Raw genomic sequence first — 16,585 nt, forward strand, 5'->3', positions numbered from 1 at the left:
GAAAGTGAGGTAAAAGAAATGAGGCACAAGGTCCCGGCGCAGGAAAGGCGGCACTTATCGCGGCTGCATTATCTTTCCTAAGCGGGCGTACGGAATCAGCCAATTAGTGCGCGGGATTAGTGCGCCGGTATTGACGGGATGTACGCAAAGAGGAAAGAACGCCGAGGTGTGCCGGCAGGACCCCGTCCGGCACCGCCGCCCACATCCGGCACCGAATCCGGTGCGCGGAAGACCGCCGCGGGAATCGCTTCGTGATCCCGGGGGGCTTTAAAGGTATTGGAGGACGTCGGGATGCCGGCCGGCAGAAGCAGCCGCCGAACCAGGCCGCAGAACAGCCGGGAACAGCCGGGAACAGCCGGAGCGGCAGCCGGGCTAGATACCTAGGTGTTGGTGACTAGGTATCCGGCGACTGGACCTCTAAGTGCCGCTAGGCGCGGCCGGGGCCAAACGCGTAGCCGGTACGTAGTGCCCGCTTGCCCGGCCAGCCGGCCGCAGCGGCCATCCGACGTCCGGTTGGCCGGATTGCCGGCCGTGCAGTCGAAGGGATGGACGTGCGGGCCTGCGGGCAGGCAACCGTCGCGGCAGTGAGGAATACGTGGTTCATAATTACCCCCACCTCCCTTTCTTGAGTGCGTGGACTTGCGGATGAGCCGGCGTGCGGGGAGCACGGGACCGGCGTGGTTTTTCAGTGGTTATTCAGTGGCTCTTCAGTGGTTCTTGAAGGGCTGGTGCGGCCCTGCCGATAAGAATTCCGGGCCGCACTAAAAACATACAACAGGTTTCAGTTCCCTGCCAAGGTTTTTTCTAAACTTCTTTTAATTCTTTTCGTACTAATAGTTCCAGCGCACTATCGCCGGCGTATGTTTGTCCCAGCCCAGGGTGCAGACAGCAGCCGTGCCAAGCACAAAATGCCGTCCCTGGTCAGCCGGAAGCCCGAGCCAGCGGGCAGCAAGGATCCGCAGGAAGTGGCCGTGCGCCACGAGCAGGACCTTCTCCACCGGAGCTGCCTCCGGATCCCGGTCCATCGGTGTTCCGCAGCCGGCCTGCACCTGTGAAATGATCCGGTCGGCCCGCTCCGCCACCTGGTCCAGGGTTTCGCCGTTGGGGACCCCGTTGTTCCAGATGATGTACCCGGGGTTCTCCGCCCGCACCTGGGTGCTCTTGCGGCCCTCGTTGTCTCCGTAATCCCACTCATGGGCATGGGGCAGGATCTGCGGGTTCGGGTGTCCCACCAGCTCGGCGGTCCGCCGGGCGCGGATCAGCGGTGAGGACAGCACGAGGTCAAAATCGACCTGTCCGATTTTTTCCTTCGCGGCGATGGCCTGCGCCTCGCCCTCCGCGGTCAGGGGAATGTCCGTCAGACCGGTGTAGTTTCCCTCGCGGGACCACTCCGTTTCGCCGTGGCGCAGCAGCCACAGGCGCGGCAGCCGCGTTCCTGCCGGCGTCGTATCCGGAACCGCCGGACCGAAGTCCTCAGCGTCGCTCATTTACTTCCTTCCGCTGGTGTGGACGGGTTTTCGTCCGTTCCCATTTTGTCACCGCTGCCAAGGGCTGCTTCATCGCGGCTTTCGGGCTGGTCCGCCCACCAGCTGCGGAGCAGGGCCGCTGCTTCCTCCTGGGAGGAGGGTCCGTTCTCCATGCGTTCTTCCAGCAGGAACCGGTACGCGCGCCCCACCACCGGACCCGGCCGGATGCCCAGCAGCGCCATGATGGCCTCGCCGTCCAGATCCGGGCGGATGGCTGCCAGCTCCTCCTGCTCGGCCAGTGCGGTGATGCGCGCTTCCAGGTCGTCGTAGGCAAAGGCCAGGCGTTCGGCCTTGCGCCGGTTCCGGGTGGTCACGTCGGACCGGGTCAGGCGGTGCAGCCGCTGCAGCAGCGGGCCGGCGTCGTTGACGTAGCGGCGGACGGCGGAATCGGTCCAGCCGGCGTCTCCGTACCCGTAGAAGCGCATGTGCAGTTCCACCAGGCGGGACACTGCCTTGATGGTGTCGTTGTCGAAGCGCAGGGCCTTCATCCGTTTGGCCGTGAGCTTGGACCCGACGGCGTCGTGGTGGAGGAAACTCACGGAACCGTTGGGCTCAAAGCGGCGGGTGGCGGGCTTTCCGACGTCGTGCATCAGTGCCGCGAACCGCAGGACGAAGTCCGGGGCGGGAACATCGCCGTCGGGACCGGTCTCGTGGCCGCAGGCCTGGCGGAGTACCGTCAGCGAGTGCTGATAGACGTCCTTGTGCCGGTGGTGCTCGTCAATTTCCAGCTTCAGGGCGGAGACCTCGGGAAGCACGTGCTCGGCGAGGCCGCTTTCCACGAGCAGGTCGATGCCGGTCCAGGGCGCCTTGCCGTTGATCAGCTTGACCAGCTCGTCGCGGACCCGTTCGGCCGAGATGATGGTGATGCGGCCGGCCATGTCCTTCATGGCCGCGAACACCTCGGGCGCCACCTCCACTTCCAGCTGGGAGGCGAAGCGGGCGGCGCGCATCATCCGCAGCGGATCATCGGAGAACGACGTCGACGGCGCGCCGGGGGTGCGGACGAGCCCCGCCTGCAGGTCCTGCAGCCCGCCGAAGGGATCCACCAGTTCCATGGAGGGCAGCCGCAGGGCCATGGCATTCATGGTGAAGTCACGGCGGAACAGATCGTCTTCGAGCCTGTCCCCGAAGGCCACTTCCGGCTTCCGTGAATCCGGGTCATAGGCGTCCGCCCGGTACGTGGTGATCTCGATCTGGAAGCCGGCCTTGCGCATGCCGATGGTGCCGAAGGCGCGGCCGATTTCCCAGTAGGTGTCACACCAGCGGCGGATGACGGTGATGATGTCGTCCGGCCGGGCGTTGGTGGTGAAATCCAGGTCCGGAGACACGCGTCCGAGAAAGAGGTCGCGCACGGGACCGCCGACGAGCGAGAGCTCGAAGCCGGCGTCCCGGAACAGAGTGCCGAGCTCGCCGACAACAGAGGGAAGGGGAGTCTTCAGAGCCGAACTATCAAAAAGGTGCGCCATAGTGCTTTAAGCCTGCCAGATAAAAGGTCCGCGGACGCACAGCAGGTCCCCGCCGGGGTCCGGACACGCCGAGGGTTGCCGCGTCCTCTCCGGGCCTCCCTCTGACAGTCATCATCCCCGGACAAAGATCGTTAGAGTGGTCCTATGGCCCATCCCGTACCAAGCGCACCCAAGCGAACCCCGTTGACGGCGTCAATGGGCGGAGCCGGTGCGCATCCGGTACATGCCGCGCTGCCGACAGTGGAAGAGGTTTCCGCCGGTGGAATCGTGGTGGACACTTCCTCCTCCGACCTGCCGGTGGCGATCATTGCCCGGCTCAACCGCGGCGGCCGGCTCGAATGGTGCCTTCCCAAGGGCCACCCCGAGAACGAAGAAGACAGCCGCGAGGCGGCCATCCGGGAAATCGCCGAAGAAACAGGAATCGACGGGCGGATCCTGACCGCCCTGGGCAGCATCGACTATTGGTTTACGGTCAGCGGCCACCGGGTGCACAAAACGGTGCACCATTTTCTGCTCGCCGCCACCGGCGGACACCTCACGATCGAAAACGATCCGGACCATGAGGCCGTGGATGTCGCCTGGGTCCCGCTTGCCGAACTCGGCAAGAAGCTCTCCTTCCCGAACGAACGGCGCATTGCCGACCTCGCCCGGGAGATCCTCCCCCGGTACCTCTAGCTCCCTGCCGCACCGCCTGGTTTAAGCCCCGCGCGCTTGAAGTGAGAACATAGGGACACGATGGCCGAAAACACTATTGCCCCCAGCACGGCGCGTTCAAGCGCCATCATGGCAGCTGGCACCCTGTTGTCCCGCATTCTTGGCCTTGTCCGGACTGCCCTCCTGGCGGTAGCCATCGGAAATGCCGGGCTGGTCACGGACATCTTCAGCTCCGCGAACGTGCTGCCCAACTTCATCTACCTGCTGCTGGCCGGCGGCGTGTTCAATGCCGTCCTGGTTCCGCAGATTATCAAGGCGAGCAAGCGGCCGGACCGGGGCCGGGAGTACATCTCCTCGATCATGACCCTGAGCCTGGTCGGGCTTGCGGCCATTACCCTGCTGGTCACACTGGCGGCTCCGTGGATCCTTCCCCTGGTGACCTTCCTGAACGAGTCCCAGCTTTCCCTGGCCACCACGTTTGCCTACTGGCTCTTCCCGCAGATCTTCTTCTACGGTGCCTACGCGGTCATCGGCCAAACACTGAACGCCAACGGCCGTTTTGGCGCCTATATGTGGGCTCCGGTGCTCAACAACGTGGTGGCCATTGCCGGCCTGATTGTTTTCATCACGGTGATCGGCCGCCAGGAAACCAACAATTTCTCGCCGGAAAACTGGACATCGTCCGCGACGCTGGTCCTGGCCGGCAGCACCACGCTGGGCATCGTCCTGCAGGCTGTGGTGCTGCTGATCCCGCTGCGGCAGCTGGGATTGGGGCTGCGCCCCAACTTCCGCCTGCGCGGCACCGGCCTGCGGCAGACCGGCAAGGTGGCCAAGTGGACCATCATCACCATGCTGGTGGGCAACGGCGCCTACCTGGTCTACACCAAGGTCGCCACCATCGCCACGGACGCGCGTCCGGACTACGCCGCAATGAATCCGCCGGAGGTCATTGCGGGGCACATGAACCTGGAGACCGCGTCCATGTTCTACATGATTCCGCACTCCGTCATCACGCTCTCCCTGGCCACCGTGCTGTTCAACCAGATGTCCCATGCTTTCACGGAAGGCAACCTGGCCCAGGTCCGGAGCACCATCTCCTCCGGTCTGCGCTCCATCGGCGTGGCCACCATCTTCTGCTCTGCGGTACTGGTGGTGCTGGCCGGTCCGATCAGCATGTGGTTCAGCGGCGGGTCCACGGCGTCGGCCGTCGTCCAGGGCCAGGTGCTGGTGCTGCTGTCAATCAGTGCGCCTTTCCTGAGCGCCACCTTCCTGATGAACCGCGCTTTTTATGCGGACGAAGACGGCAAGACACCCATGATCATGCAGATCATCCTCTCCGTTTTCGGCATCCTGCTGGCTGTCGGGGCCGCTACCCTGCCGGCCAACCGCATTGTCTTCGGGCTGGCCGTTGCCTATTCGCTGGGCAACATCGCGGGCGTGCTGATCAGCCACGTGTTCCTCACCCGGAAACTGGGCAACTACGGTGCGGCCGGGATCTTCGACGTGCATGTCCGCATGACGCTTGCCGCCCTGGGCTGCGCGGCACTCGGGTCGGCGGCCCTGGGCCTGCTGGGCGGCTACTCGGCCGACGGGTTCGCCTGGCAGTCGCTGACCGGTTCGCTGGTCTCGCTGGTGGTCTGCGGCTCGCTCATGGCCGTGTCCTACTATTTCCTGCTCAGGGTTCTGAAGGTCCGGGAACTGGATGCCTTCCTGGCCCCGGTCATTGCCAAGGTCCGCCGCTAAGCGGAGGCTTTCGGGCTGATCCGGGATCTGCAGGTTCTGAGCACCAGGCACGGGTGCGCCAACTCAGGGTTTGGCAATCCGCGCGGGTAGCATGGGTAATAAGGTATGCGATGGAGTCTCGTCGTTAAGAACAGTCGTTAAGAACAACAGCCATCAAGCAAGCAGCAGATCAGTCCGCAGCATATTGAATAGCAGTAATTGCCGTTTCCATGGGAGGAACACGTGCCACAGCCGGTAGACGCAGGCTCAACTCTGGGGGGCCGCTACAAGGTCACCGCCCAGGTTTTGGCCTCAGCGGAGAACGATCTGGTCCTCGACGGCGTGGACCAGGTACTGAACCGTGCCGTGAGCATCCTCCTCGCCGCGCCCGAGAACACTGCCCAGGTCAGCGCCAGTGCCCGCGAGATCGCCACCGGCGAGCGGGCCAGCAACGTGCAGATCCTGGATCTGGGCGTCAGTGACGGCCGCACCTACCTGGTCACCAACAACGCCAACGCCGCGGATCTGCTGGACCTGGTCATCGAACGCGATGCTCCGTTTGTTGAACCCTTCTTCACCGATACCCTCGGGTCCGAGATCTTCGGAATGCCCCGCTCCCGCGAGCCGGAAACCGAGGATGAGGACCGGTACGTTGACGAGCCCGCGGAACGCGCTCCCCGCAAGCCGCTGATCTCCGGCCGTCCCCTCCCAAAGCTCCCAAAGTTCGGCCGGGCCGGTGCAGCGGCAGGCGCCGGCGGCACCCTCTCTGCAGCCGAGGAAGCTGCTGCAGCCCGTGACCTGGAATTCGGCGGCGCAGGGGATGCGCCCGCCGAGGCAGCCACCGGAGCGGCCAACATGCCGCCTCCCCCGGCCTCCCGGCCCGTCTCCGGCCAGGCCAAGGCTCCGGCCACCGGCCAGACCCCCAAGGTTTCGCGCTGGACGGAAACCGACTACGAGCCCGAGCAGACCCCGGCCGAGGACGCCGGCGCAGTGTCCGCGCCCGCCCGCAACACCCCCGACGGCGGCACCGGACGGCCGCCCTCCAATTTCCCGAAGTCCGCTGTTGCCTCCAGCGCTGCCGCTTCCGGCGGCGCCGGGGACGGCGAGGACTACGAGGACTATGAGGACGACGACGATTCCTCCGGCGGACGCCGCACCCTTGGCCGGGTGCTGGTGGGCGCTGTCCTGACGCTGGTTCTGGTTGCCGCCGTCGTCGTGGCGGTCAGCACACTGGGCAGGGTCAGTAACGGCCCGGAGGCCGGTGCCACAACCGAGCCCACGGTGTCGGCTCCCGCACCCGCGGAGGCCCCGCCCGCCGACGCACCGGCCCCGGCTGCGGCCGCACCGGTGCCGGCGGGAATCAGCCGCCTGGTACCTGCGAATCCTGCGCTCGACGCAGAAAACGACGGCGCGCTGCCCCAGATTCTGGACGGCAACCCGGCCACCTACTGGTCCAGCTACGTCTACGCCAACGACACCTTCGGCGGCTACGCGCCCAACCTCGCGCTCGTCGTCGAGCTGGAGGAAGAGTCGGCTGTCAACAAGATTGACATCAGCCAGCTCAACGGCACCGGCGGCAGCTTCTCCGTGCTGCTCAACGACTCCCCGAGCCTGGACGGTGCCGTCCCGGTGGCCGAGAGCGGCTTCACCGGCCCGACCACCAGCTTCCAGGTGCCCAAGGTGGACGGCGAAGCGGCTACGGCCAAGTACGTGATCGTGAACTTCACGCAGCTGCCCCGCCTGAGCGGCGGCCTCCAGGCCGCCTATCCCTGGGGCCTGCGGATCGCGGAGATCAACGTCTCCTAGGAGATAACCCGTGCCGGCGCCCTCCCTGCCGCTCCCAGGCCGGGAGCGCAGGAAGGATGGGGGCGCGGGCACCCCGGAGCGGGGCACTGCCGTGTCCGGCAAGCCCTGTCCGGAATAAGCTGAAGGCTGTAACGGTTGTGCCCACTGATCCCGGAGTCAGTAAAGGGCGTCATGGCTTATCTGTATTACTGCCGGATCGAGAGAGTTTTCAACAGGAAGAGGAACACTTAACCGTGAGCATCGAAACCCCCGCAGCCGCCGACGGCGTCCGCGACGTCATCATTGTCGGTTCCGGTCCGTCCGGTTACACCGCGGCTGTTTACACTGCCCGCGCCAACCTCAAGCCGCTGCTGATCGCCAGCTCCGTCACAGCCGGCGGTGAACTGATGAACACCACCGACGTGGAGAATTTCCCCGGCTTCCCCGAAGGCGTCATGGGGCCTGACCTCATGGCCCAGTTCGAGAAGCAGGCCGCCCGGTTCGGCACCGAGATCCTCTTTGAAGATGTCACCAGCGTCGAGCTGGAGGGCGACATCAAGAAGGTGACCATCGGCACCGGTGAAACCTTCCTGGCGCGCGCCGTGATCATCTCCACAGGCTCCGCCTACCGCGAACTCGGCCTGGAGGATGAAAAGCGCCTTTCCGGCCGCGGCGTCAGCTGGTGTGCCACCTGCGACGGCTTCTTCTTCAAGGGCCAGGACATCGCCGTCATCGGCGGCGGTGACTCCGCCCTCGAGGAGGCCCTGTTCCTGACCAAGTTCGCCGCCACCGTCACCGTGGTCCACCGCCGCAGCACCCTGCGCGCCTCCAAGATCATGCAGGACCGGGCCCTGTCCCACGAAAAGATCCGCTTTGTCTGGGACTCCGAGGTCGTGGGAATCCACGGCGAGGACAAGGTCACCGGGCTGCGCCTGCGCAGCACCGTCGACGGCGCCGAATCGGACCTCCCCGTTACCGGTGTCTTTGTGGCCATCGGCAACGACCCGCGTACCGACCTGGTCAAGGACCAGCTGGAGCTGACCGCCGAGGGCACCATCGCCGTCGCCGGTCGCACGTCCAAGACCTCGCTGCCCGGCGTCTTCGCTGCCGGCGATGTCATTGACCCCACCTACCGCCAGGCGATTACCGCCTCGGGTTCGGGCTGTGTGGCGGCCATCGACGTCGAGCACTATCTGGCCGATCTCGGCGACGCCGTCGAGACTGCCGCGGAAGTTCCGACGCCGCCGGCAGAAGCCGTATCCGAACACGCAGCCCTCTAAGAACCAGAACCTGTTAGGAGCAACAACATGAGCAACGCAAAAGATGTAACCGACGCTTCCTTTGGAGCCGATGTCCTCACTGCAGACAAGCCCGTAATCGTCGATTTCTGGGCGGAATGGTGCGGCCCGTGCCGCATGCTCTCCCCCATCCTCGACGACATTGCCGCGCAGTACGCCGACAAGGTGGACGTCGTGAAGGTCAACGTGGATGACAACCCGGCCATCGCCGCCAAGTACGGCATCACGTCCATTCCCGCCGTGTACGTTTTCAAGGGCGGCGAGGTGGCTGCCACGTCCATCGGCGCCAAGCCCAAGCAGGTCCTTGAGCAGGAATTCGCGGCGTTCCTGAAGTAAAGACAGAGATTATGCACTCGGCAGGAGAAACCCTGCGGAGAATGGATGCCGGCCGGCACGTAGTATCGCTTCGTGAAGCGTTGCTGCGTGCCGGCATCTCCATGTCCTACCTGGCTCCGGACTCCGTCAACAACCCCACCCTTTTCGACGACCACGTCGACGCCGCCGTCCGCTCCTTCCAGCAGAGCCGCGGCCTCATTGTCGACGGCGTCGCCGGCCCGGATACCCTGCGCGCCCTGGCCGACGCGCAGTACCGGTTCGGAGACCGCACCTTGGCCTTCAGTGAAGGCGAACCTGCCGCGCGCGGAGACGACGTCGCCGAACTGCAGCGGCACCTCTCCCACCTGGGGTTCTACTACGGCCATATCGACGGTGAGTTCAGTGTGCGCACCCGCTATGCCGTGGCCGAGCTGCAGCAAAACCTGGGCATCCCCGTCAGCGGCATCTGCGATGCAGCCACCATGCAGGCAATGGCCCGGGTCAACCGCGCCATTACGCCGAGCCAGGCCTTCGCGCTGCGTGATTACGAGCGGCTCGACCGCTCCACCACGGCGCTGCGCGGCCGCCTGATCGCGCTGAGCACGGGCCGGTCGGAGCTGGCCTCGCCGCACGCCGTCGAACGCCTGACATCCGAGCCGTTGACCGAGGCTCTGGTCGCTGCGGACATCGGCCGGCGCGTGGAGCGGATTTTGCGGGAGTTCGGTGCCCGCGTTGTCACCCGCTCCTCCGCAGCCGGTCCCAACCCCGGCGGCGAACGGGTACCCAGCCTCAATCTGGACCTTCACTGCGATTGGCTGGACCAGCAGGCAGCCTCCGGAATTGCTGCGTTTTACTGGGGTCTGCCCGGGACGGGCGAGCCGCGTTCGCCCATCGGCCACCGTGCCGCCATTCTCCTGATGAAGGAACTGGCAGTGCGCACGGGAATGGACAGCCTGGGCGTGCACGGACGGACCTGGGACACCCTGAAGCTCTCCGGCATCCCCTCCGTCGGCCTGGATCTTGGCTACCTGAGTAACAGGAGCGACGCGGAACGGCTCGCTGATCCCGTCTTCCGCCAGACGGTCGCCGATGCCATCGTGATCGGCATCCAGCGGCTTTACCTGCTTGAAGAGGAAGACCAGCCCACCGGCACTCTGGCGCTGGACGACGTCATCCGGTTCAACCCCATGGAAGAGCCGGAGGAACGGCGCGTAGCCGGACTCTAGGCTCCTCCACCCTCGCCAGCGGCAGCGGCGGCATCCCCGACAGGGGGTGCCGCCGTTGCTGTTTCGGCGTGGAATTCGTTTCTTGGACACGGCCGGTACGCCGGCTCCACTACTTGTCTTTGCCGCCCGCCCAGCCGTACTGCTAGGTGCCTGCCGCGAGTTACCACCAGGAGAACCGGTAGCCGTTACGCAGGCCGCACGGCGGCCGTTTTCCTAGCCTGAACTCGTCGATCCGACACCAAAGTCCATGCACGAGGCTGCGGAGCATCAGAGCAGCGAACACCCGCCCCGCTTCGGACCGCAGGCTGGACTTGCCCGCCACTGCCTCCATCAGCGGCGGATATCCCTGCCCTCCGGCAGGGGCTCGGTCGACGCCCTTCATGCGGATCCTTCCCCATGATCGATGCCCATTTCTTTGACCAGACAAGGGGGGTCCGGCCGTGACCCTACAAGAAGCACCTCTGCCTTTGCCGGAAATTGCTGTGGCCGGCGTACCCGGCGCCGAGCTTCCGGGCCCCGAGCTTGCGGGCGCCCCTGGGGTTGCGGCATCCGCCGCTGTCCGCTTCGACTTCGACGTCGCGGTCGTGGGTATGGGGTACGTCGGCCTGCCCACCTCCCTGGCATTCCGGGAAGCCGGATACCGGGTGCTCGGAATAGACGTCAGCGACCAGCGCCTGCAGACCATCAGGGACGGGCGAGCCGACCTCCTGGAGGCGGACCGTGACCGGCTGGACCAGGCCCTCGTTGACCCCGCCTTCGAACTGACGTCCGATTCCAAGCGTCTCTCCTCGGCCGCCGCCGTCGTTATTGCCGTTCCCACCCCGGTTGACCACCACCTGGTACCGGATCTTTCCATCCTGCGCAGCGCCTGCGCCGGAGTAGTATCGCGTGCCGTGCCCGGACAGCTTCTGGTGCTGACCTCCACCAGCTATGTGGGCAGCACCCGGGACCTGCTGGTGCAGCCACTGAAGGAACGCGGGCTGTACCCGGGGACTGATCTGCACGTGGCCTTCAGCCCGGAACGCATCAACCCCGGGGTCAGCGACTTCAGCCAAGAGGAAGTCCCCCGGGTGGTCGGCGGCATCACTGCAGCATGCGGCCACCGTGCAGAGTCGCTGTTGGGCAAGTATGTTCCCAGGGTCCACCTGGTTCCCACGGCGGAGGCAGCCGAAATGACCAAACTGCTCGAGAACACCTTCCGGGCGGTGAACATTGCCCTGGCAAATGAATTCGCGGACATCTGCGGTGCGCTGGATATTTCGGTCATGGATGTCATCGATGCTGCGGCTACCAAGCCCTTCGGTTTCATGCGCTTCAATCCTGGCCCAGGAGTAGGGGGTCACTGCATTCCCTGCGACCCCCACTACCTCCTCTGGCAGCTGCGCAGCAACCGGCTGCATGCGCCTGTCATCGAACAGGCCATGCAGGTTATCGCTGCCCGGCCGCGCCGCGTGGTGGACCGGACCCGGAAGATGCTCTCCGACCGGAAGCAAGGGCTCTTCGGAGCCCGCATCCTGGTTGCCGGCGTCGCCTACAAGCCCGATGTGGAGGACGTGCGTGAATCCCCTGCTCTGGAGATCCTGGCCGGCCTCATGGAGGAGGGGGCAACAGTTGCCTACACCGATCCCCTGATCCGGCAGATCCGCAGCGGAGACACCGTACTGGACTCGGTGACTGATCCTGCAGCGTTCGCCCCGGACCTCGTCATCATGCATACCGGCCACACCGGGTTCGATCTGGGCTGGCTTTCCTCCGTGCCGGCCGTCCTGGACACCACCTACAGGCTTCCGGCCGCCGACAACGTACAGCTGCTCTGACTATCAACCGCACCATTTCTTCGTAGGGAAAACACCACATGAAAACAGCTATAACCGGCGGCGCCGGCTTCATCGGCAGCCACCTCACCGAGTACCTCCTTGCCGCGGGTGACGAGGTCGCCGTCCTGGATGATCTTTCCACCGGTTCACTGGAGAACCTCCGCGGAGTCCTGGACCACCCCCGTTTCCGTTTTGTGGAGGGGACCATCCTGGACCGTGCCGCCGTCGACAGTGTGGTTGCCGGCGCCGACCGGGTCTTCCATCTGGCAGCGGCAGTCGGCGTCAAACTCATCGTTGAAGATCCGCTGACCAGCCTGCGCACCAACATCCACGGCACGGAAGTGGTTCTGGACGCCACCCTGGCCGCCGGCGCCGTCCTGCTGCTCGCCTCCACCTCCGAGGTGTACGGCAAAAACACTTCCGATTCCCTCTCGGAGGAAGCTGACCGGATCCTGGGTTCGGCACTGAAATCCCGCTGGACCTATGCCGCGGCCAAGGGCATCGATGAGGCCTTCGCCTATGCCTACTGGAAACAATACGGCCTGCGCGCCGCGATAGTCCGTCTGTTTAACACGGTTGGTCCCCGCCAGACCGGACGCTACGGAATGGTGGTTCCCAACTTGGTGGGCCAGGCACAGCGCGGCGAACCGCTGACGGTTTTCGGTGACGGCCAGCAGACCCGGTGCTTCTCCTACGTGGCGGACGTAGTGCCGGCGCTGGTTCGCCTGGCAGAACATCCGGATGCCTACGGAAAGGCCTTCAATCTGGGCGGCACGCAGGAGGTCTCCATCCTTGACCTTGCCAAGCGCGTCGTGCAACTCCTGGACAGCCCCAGCACGATCAGCCTTATCCCGTACGAGCAGGCCTACGCGTCCGGATACGAAGACATGCGCCGCCGCGTGCCGGACAATACCAAGGCCCGCGATCTGGTGGGCTTCAACCCGACGACCACCATCGACCAGATCATCGCGAACGTGGCCACTGGTTCCCCGGCGGGAATGGTTCGAAACAGCACGTCGCCCCAACTCGCCGGAGCGTAGGCAGCCAGCAGTCAGGCCGCCCTGTCAGAGAGAAGGAACCGAACCATGGGAACCAAGCGCCACCCCTCCGGCTCCCGTTCCGGACTGCATCTCCCCGCCCACCGGAAGCCGAAACGTTCCCTGCAGAACTTTGCTGCACTGCTGGTTCTTGCGTTGCCGGTGTCCTTCCTGCTCTTCGGCGGGCAATGGCTTGCAGCAGCCGGCTTGGGGCCCGACGACGGTACCCGGGACCAAGTCGAGGCGGTGGATCCCGAGGCCGAGGAGAAGTTGCGGGCGGCAAAGGAGGAAGCCGCGGCACGGGAGGCAGCCGCCGCCGAACGCAGGGCGGCGGCAGCGATCGCCGTTCCTGCGTACAACCCGCTGGATCCCATGGCTGTCACCCCCGGGCAGACCGTGGTGTCGCTGACCTTTGACGACGGCTTCAGCGGGCAGGCGGCGGCCGCACAGATACTCAGCGCGGCCGGCCTCAAAGGCACCTTCTATTTGAACTCGGGCCTGCTGGATGAACCCGGTTCCCTAACCCTGCGCCAGGCCAAGGAGGTTGCCTTGGCGGGTCACGAGGTTGCCGGCCATACCTTCTCCCACCCGGACATCGACACGCTTGACCTCGACGAGGCCAAGCGGGAAATCTGCCAGGACCGGGTGAATCTGCTGGGCCTGGGCTTCGAGGTCACCAATTTTGCCTATCCGTTCGCCTCCGGTGCTGCGGTGAAATCCCTGGTCCGGGAATGCGGCTACAACAGCGGGCGAGGCCTCGGCGGCACCTACAGCGAAGGGTGCCTGAACTGTCCGCCCCAAGAGTCCCTCCGACCCGCCGACCCCAACCTGTTGAAAGCACCGCGGCAGGTGGAAAGGGACTGGACCCTTGCCGATCTGCAGGAGGAAGTAACGTCGGCCGAGGCAGAGGGTGGCTGGGTCATCCTGACGTTCCACGGGCTGTGTCCCTATGAGTGCGACTGGATCGACATTGACGAACAGCTCTTCGCCGAATTTGCCGCGTGGCTGGCCCAGCGGACAACAACGGAAAACACCGTTGTCCGGACTGTCCAGGAAGTAATCGGCGGACCCAAGGCCCCGCCCGTGGAGGGACCGGCCGCCCAGCCTGCACCACCGGGACAAAACGGCATCAGGAATCCTGATCTGGAACAGTGGACTGAGAAGGTTCCCACCTGCTGGATCCAGGCAGGCTACGGCAGCAACCAGGCCGAATTCATCAGAGATGCGGGGATTTCCGGCAGCACCGGCTCCCGGACCACCATCCGGAGCTCTCAGGACGGCGATGCCAAACTGACGCCCAAGCAGGATCTTGGAGCCTGCGCCCCTGCCGTGGAGGCAGGCCGCTCCTACTCACTGCGGGCGTGGTACACCTCCGACGTCCGCACCCAGTTCAGCGTGCACTACCGGGACAACACGGGCGAGTGGCACTTCTGGGTTGCCAGTCCCTTCCTTGAGCCCAGCGCGGATTTCGCCCCGGCAGAGTGGACTACCCCCGCGGTGCCGGAAGGGGCAGTAGCTCTGAGCTTCGGCCTCGCCATCAGCGGTGAGGGCTACATAGTCACCGACGATTATGGACTGTACGACGCCGAGTCCGCTCCCCCTGCCCCGGCCCGCCCAGGCGCACCAGCCAGCGGCAACACCACACAGCCACCAGGACAAGGGAACGGCACCGGATGACGATGGCAAAGAACCTGACGATCTCCGCTGTTGCGGCAATCCTTCTGGCCGGGGCCGGCTGCGCTCCGAACAGCACCGGCGGCAGCGCCGGCGAGGAGCCGGCTGCCGAGAAGTACCCCTGGCACACGAACATCGTGGCAACCACCTTTTGGGTTGGTGAAATCCACGACCCGAACGCTGCGGACGGCAGCCAGGAGCGTTCCGCCTATGACAGCTTCTGGCTGGAGAGCTACGGCGGCTGTGACGGCAAGGTCATCGATGGCAGTTGTGAAACCGAAGAGCGAACCGAAGAGGAAAGCTGGCTGCCGCGGAATATGACACCGCTGGAAAACCCCTTCTACCTTGACCTGCCGTTCGACGATGTTAATGACCCGCGCGCCTTTGCCATCAGGCAATATGTCATCCCCTGGGCCGACGAACCGGGATTTGCCGGCCGGGAGAAAGACAAAAGCTTCAGCTACCTGAAGAACCGCTGGGTACGGATTACCAAGGGCGACCGCGAATGCTACGGCCAGATCCAGGATGCCGGCCCCGGCGTCTACGACGACGAGAACTACGTATTCAGCGACGATGGTGCCCGTCCGGCGAACACCGACTACAACGGTGCCGGGCTGGATGTCTCGCCGGCCTTGAACGGGTGTCTCGGGTTTGAAGCCCTCAACGGCGCAAACGACCGTGTCAGCTGGCAGTTTGTTGACGATGAGGACGTTCCGGACGGGCCCTGGCTGGAGATCGTCACCACGCGGCAGGTCCAGCATGGCTAACGGTTCAAAAACTCTATGCAACACCTTTTGGGGGTAAGCAATGGAACCATGGGCCATACTGGTCATCCTGCTGCTGATACTAGGCATCAGCACGCCGTTCTGGGCGACGGTCGGCCTGCTGCGCCGAGTGGGCGAATGGCAGAACAAGTCCTCCCCCGAGTATCTGGCGCTGCTTCAAAGACACACCGTGCGGCCCGACCAAGTGGCCGTCCTCATTGCTGCACATAATGAGGAGCTGGTGATCTCCGAGACCATAGCCTCGGCAGTCACACTCGTGCCGCCGTCGAACATTCATGTCATCTCAGACGGTTCAACCGATGCCACGGCTGCCATTGCCGCCGCCGCCGGCGTCAACTGTCTGGAGCTGTTTCCCAACCGCGGCAAGGCCGGGGCCTTGGCTGCCGGAATCGGTCACTTTGATTTGGCAGCCAATTACGAGGTGGTGCTGCTGCTGGATGCTGACACGCGCCTCTCCCCCGATTACCTCGAGACCGGCCTGCCGCTGTTTGCCGCACCGGACGTCGTTGCCGTCGCAGGACACGCGGTGTCTCTTCCGGCCAGCGGTGGACACGGGCTGCTCGGCCGTATTCTGCTGGGATACCGTGAACGGCTCTATGCCGCGGTTCAGGTGCTGATCAAATACGGGCAGGCGTCGGAGCGGGCGAATGTAGTGAATATAGTGCCCGGCTTCGCCAGCATGTACCGGACGCGGATTCTGTCCGAAGTTGAGGTGGATGCCCCCGGTCTACTCATCGAGGATTTCAATATGACCTTCGAGGTGCATGCCAAGAAGCTGGGCCGGATCGAGTTTCATCCTTCCGCTGCGACGGCCTACACGCAGGATCCCGACAATCTCGGCGAGTATGTCCGTCAGGTCCGCCGCTGGAGTTTAGGCTTCTGGCAGACAGTCCGGCGGCATGGCGTGCGCCGCGGCCGCTTCTGGACTGTCCTGCTGATACACATCGTTGAACTGATCTCAGCAAGCCTGGTCCTGATCCTGGCCGTGCCGATCGTTATCCTTTCCCAGTTGACGGATGTTTCACTACTTCGCCCCACGGATCTGCTTATCGGCGTCGTACTCCCGGATTTCCTGCTGACTCTCTTCGCGGCCGTGGTGCTTCGGCGGCCTGCGTTACTCCTCCTCGGGCTCGCTTTTCCCCTGATCCGAATCTTCGACGCGGTGGTCTGTCTGGTCACCCTGGTTCAGGCGTGGACGCGGTCCACGACCGGCGTCTGGGTGAGTCCGACAAGGAGGCTACAGCCCGCCGAGCAGGGATCTTAAAGGTAGGCAGCCGGCG

14 protein-coding genes are annotated in these 16,585 nt (G+C 64.7%); 11 read left to right on the top strand and 3 right to left on the bottom strand.

What is annotated here, in order from left to right; translation table 11 throughout:
• Positions 1 to 830: 830 nt before the first annotated feature.
• Positions 831 to 1,487, bottom strand: a complete 657-nt coding sequence (locus WKB88_RS10575) for a histidine phosphatase family protein (protein ID WP_341394526.1) — start codon at positions 1,485 to 1,487, stop codon at positions 831 to 833.
• On the bottom strand, positions 1,484 to 2,992 hold the full coding sequence (locus WKB88_RS10580; RefSeq protein WP_341394527.1) for a CCA tRNA nucleotidyltransferase: 1,509 nt from the start codon (positions 2,990 to 2,992) through the stop codon (positions 1,484 to 1,486). The genes WKB88_RS10575 and WKB88_RS10580 overlap by 4 nt, the downstream gene beginning before the upstream one ends.
• 144 nt (positions 2,993 to 3,136) lie before the next feature.
• On the opposite strand from WKB88_RS10580, the gene WKB88_RS10585 reads away from it, so the two are divergent.
• The 6 genes from WKB88_RS10585 (at position 3,137) to WKB88_RS10610 (ending at position 9,992) form a co-directional block, all read left to right on the top strand.
• Positions 3,137 to 3,667 (top strand): NUDIX hydrolase, encoded by a 531-nt coding sequence (locus WKB88_RS10585; RefSeq protein ID WP_341394528.1) that lies wholly within the window; start codon positions 3,137 to 3,139, stop codon positions 3,665 to 3,667.
• Positions 3,668 to 3,727: 60 nt separating this feature from the next.
• A complete protein-coding gene (murJ, locus tag WKB88_RS10590; RefSeq protein ID WP_341394529.1) occupies positions 3,728 to 5,389 on the top strand; it encodes a murein biosynthesis integral membrane protein MurJ in 1,662 nt (553 codons plus the stop codon).
• 222 nt (positions 5,390 to 5,611) lie between these two features.
• Entirely contained in the window at positions 5,612 to 7,174 is a 1,563-nt protein-coding gene (locus tag WKB88_RS10595; protein ID WP_341394530.1) for an ABC transporter substrate-binding protein, read from the top strand.
• A gap of 239 nt (positions 7,175 to 7,413) precedes the next feature.
• Positions 7,414 to 8,433, top strand: a complete 1,020-nt coding sequence (gene trxB / locus WKB88_RS10600) for a thioredoxin-disulfide reductase (RefSeq protein WP_445818910.1) — start codon at positions 7,414 to 7,416, stop codon at positions 8,431 to 8,433.
• Positions 8,434 to 8,460: 27 nt separating this feature from the next.
• Complete coding sequence (trxA, locus tag WKB88_RS10605) at positions 8,461 to 8,787, top strand: thioredoxin (protein WP_341394532.1); 327 nt, start codon at positions 8,461 to 8,463, stop codon at positions 8,785 to 8,787.
• An 11-nt stretch (positions 8,788 to 8,798) separates the two neighbouring features.
• The gene (locus tag WKB88_RS10610) at positions 8,799 to 9,992 is read left to right on the top strand and encodes a peptidoglycan-binding protein (protein ID WP_341394533.1); all 1,194 of its coding nucleotides are present in this window, start codon (positions 8,799 to 8,801) and stop codon (positions 9,990 to 9,992) included.
• 160 nt (positions 9,993 to 10,152) lie between these two features.
• Here WKB88_RS10610 and WKB88_RS10615 read toward each other — a convergent pair whose 3' ends face one another.
• Positions 10,153 to 10,374: a hypothetical protein gene (locus WKB88_RS10615; RefSeq protein WP_341394534.1), complete on the bottom strand. Its 222-nt coding sequence runs from the start codon at positions 10,372 to 10,374 to the stop codon at positions 10,153 to 10,155.
• Between the two features lie 100 nt (positions 10,375 to 10,474).
• On the opposite strand from WKB88_RS10615, the gene WKB88_RS10620 reads away from it, so the two are divergent.
• From WKB88_RS10620 to WKB88_RS10640, 5 genes are read left to right on the top strand one after another with little or no spacing between them, the layout of a single operon-like run.
• On the top strand, positions 10,475 to 11,809 hold the full coding sequence (locus tag WKB88_RS10620; protein WP_341394535.1) for a nucleotide sugar dehydrogenase: 1,335 nt from the start codon (positions 10,475 to 10,477) through the stop codon (positions 11,807 to 11,809).
• Between the two features lie 38 nt (positions 11,810 to 11,847).
• The gene (locus WKB88_RS10625) at positions 11,848 to 12,849 is read left to right on the top strand and encodes an NAD-dependent epimerase/dehydratase family protein (protein WP_341394536.1); all 1,002 of its coding nucleotides are present in this window, start codon (positions 11,848 to 11,850) and stop codon (positions 12,847 to 12,849) included.
• Between the two features lie 45 nt (positions 12,850 to 12,894).
• A complete protein-coding gene (locus WKB88_RS10630; RefSeq protein ID WP_341394537.1) occupies positions 12,895 to 14,523 on the top strand; it encodes a polysaccharide deacetylase family protein in 1,629 nt (542 codons plus the stop codon).
• Positions 14,520 to 15,287: a hypothetical protein gene (locus tag WKB88_RS10635; RefSeq protein ID WP_341394538.1), complete on the top strand. Its 768-nt coding sequence runs from the start codon at positions 14,520 to 14,522 to the stop codon at positions 15,285 to 15,287. The genes WKB88_RS10630 and WKB88_RS10635 overlap by 4 nt, the downstream gene beginning before the upstream one ends.
• Positions 15,288 to 15,327: 40 nt before the next feature.
• Positions 15,328 to 16,569 carry a glycosyltransferase family 2 protein gene (locus WKB88_RS10640; RefSeq protein WP_341394539.1) on the top strand — a complete coding sequence of 414 codons (1,242 nt, stop codon included), beginning with the start codon at positions 15,328 to 15,330 and terminating at the stop codon, positions 16,567 to 16,569.
• Positions 16,570 to 16,585 lie beyond the last annotated feature (16 nt).

Origin of the sequence: Arthrobacter sp. G119Y2 (assembly GCF_038069765.1) — a bacterium.
In the GTDB taxonomy this organism is placed as follows: domain Bacteria; phylum Actinomycetota; class Actinomycetes; order Actinomycetales; family Micrococcaceae; genus Arthrobacter_B.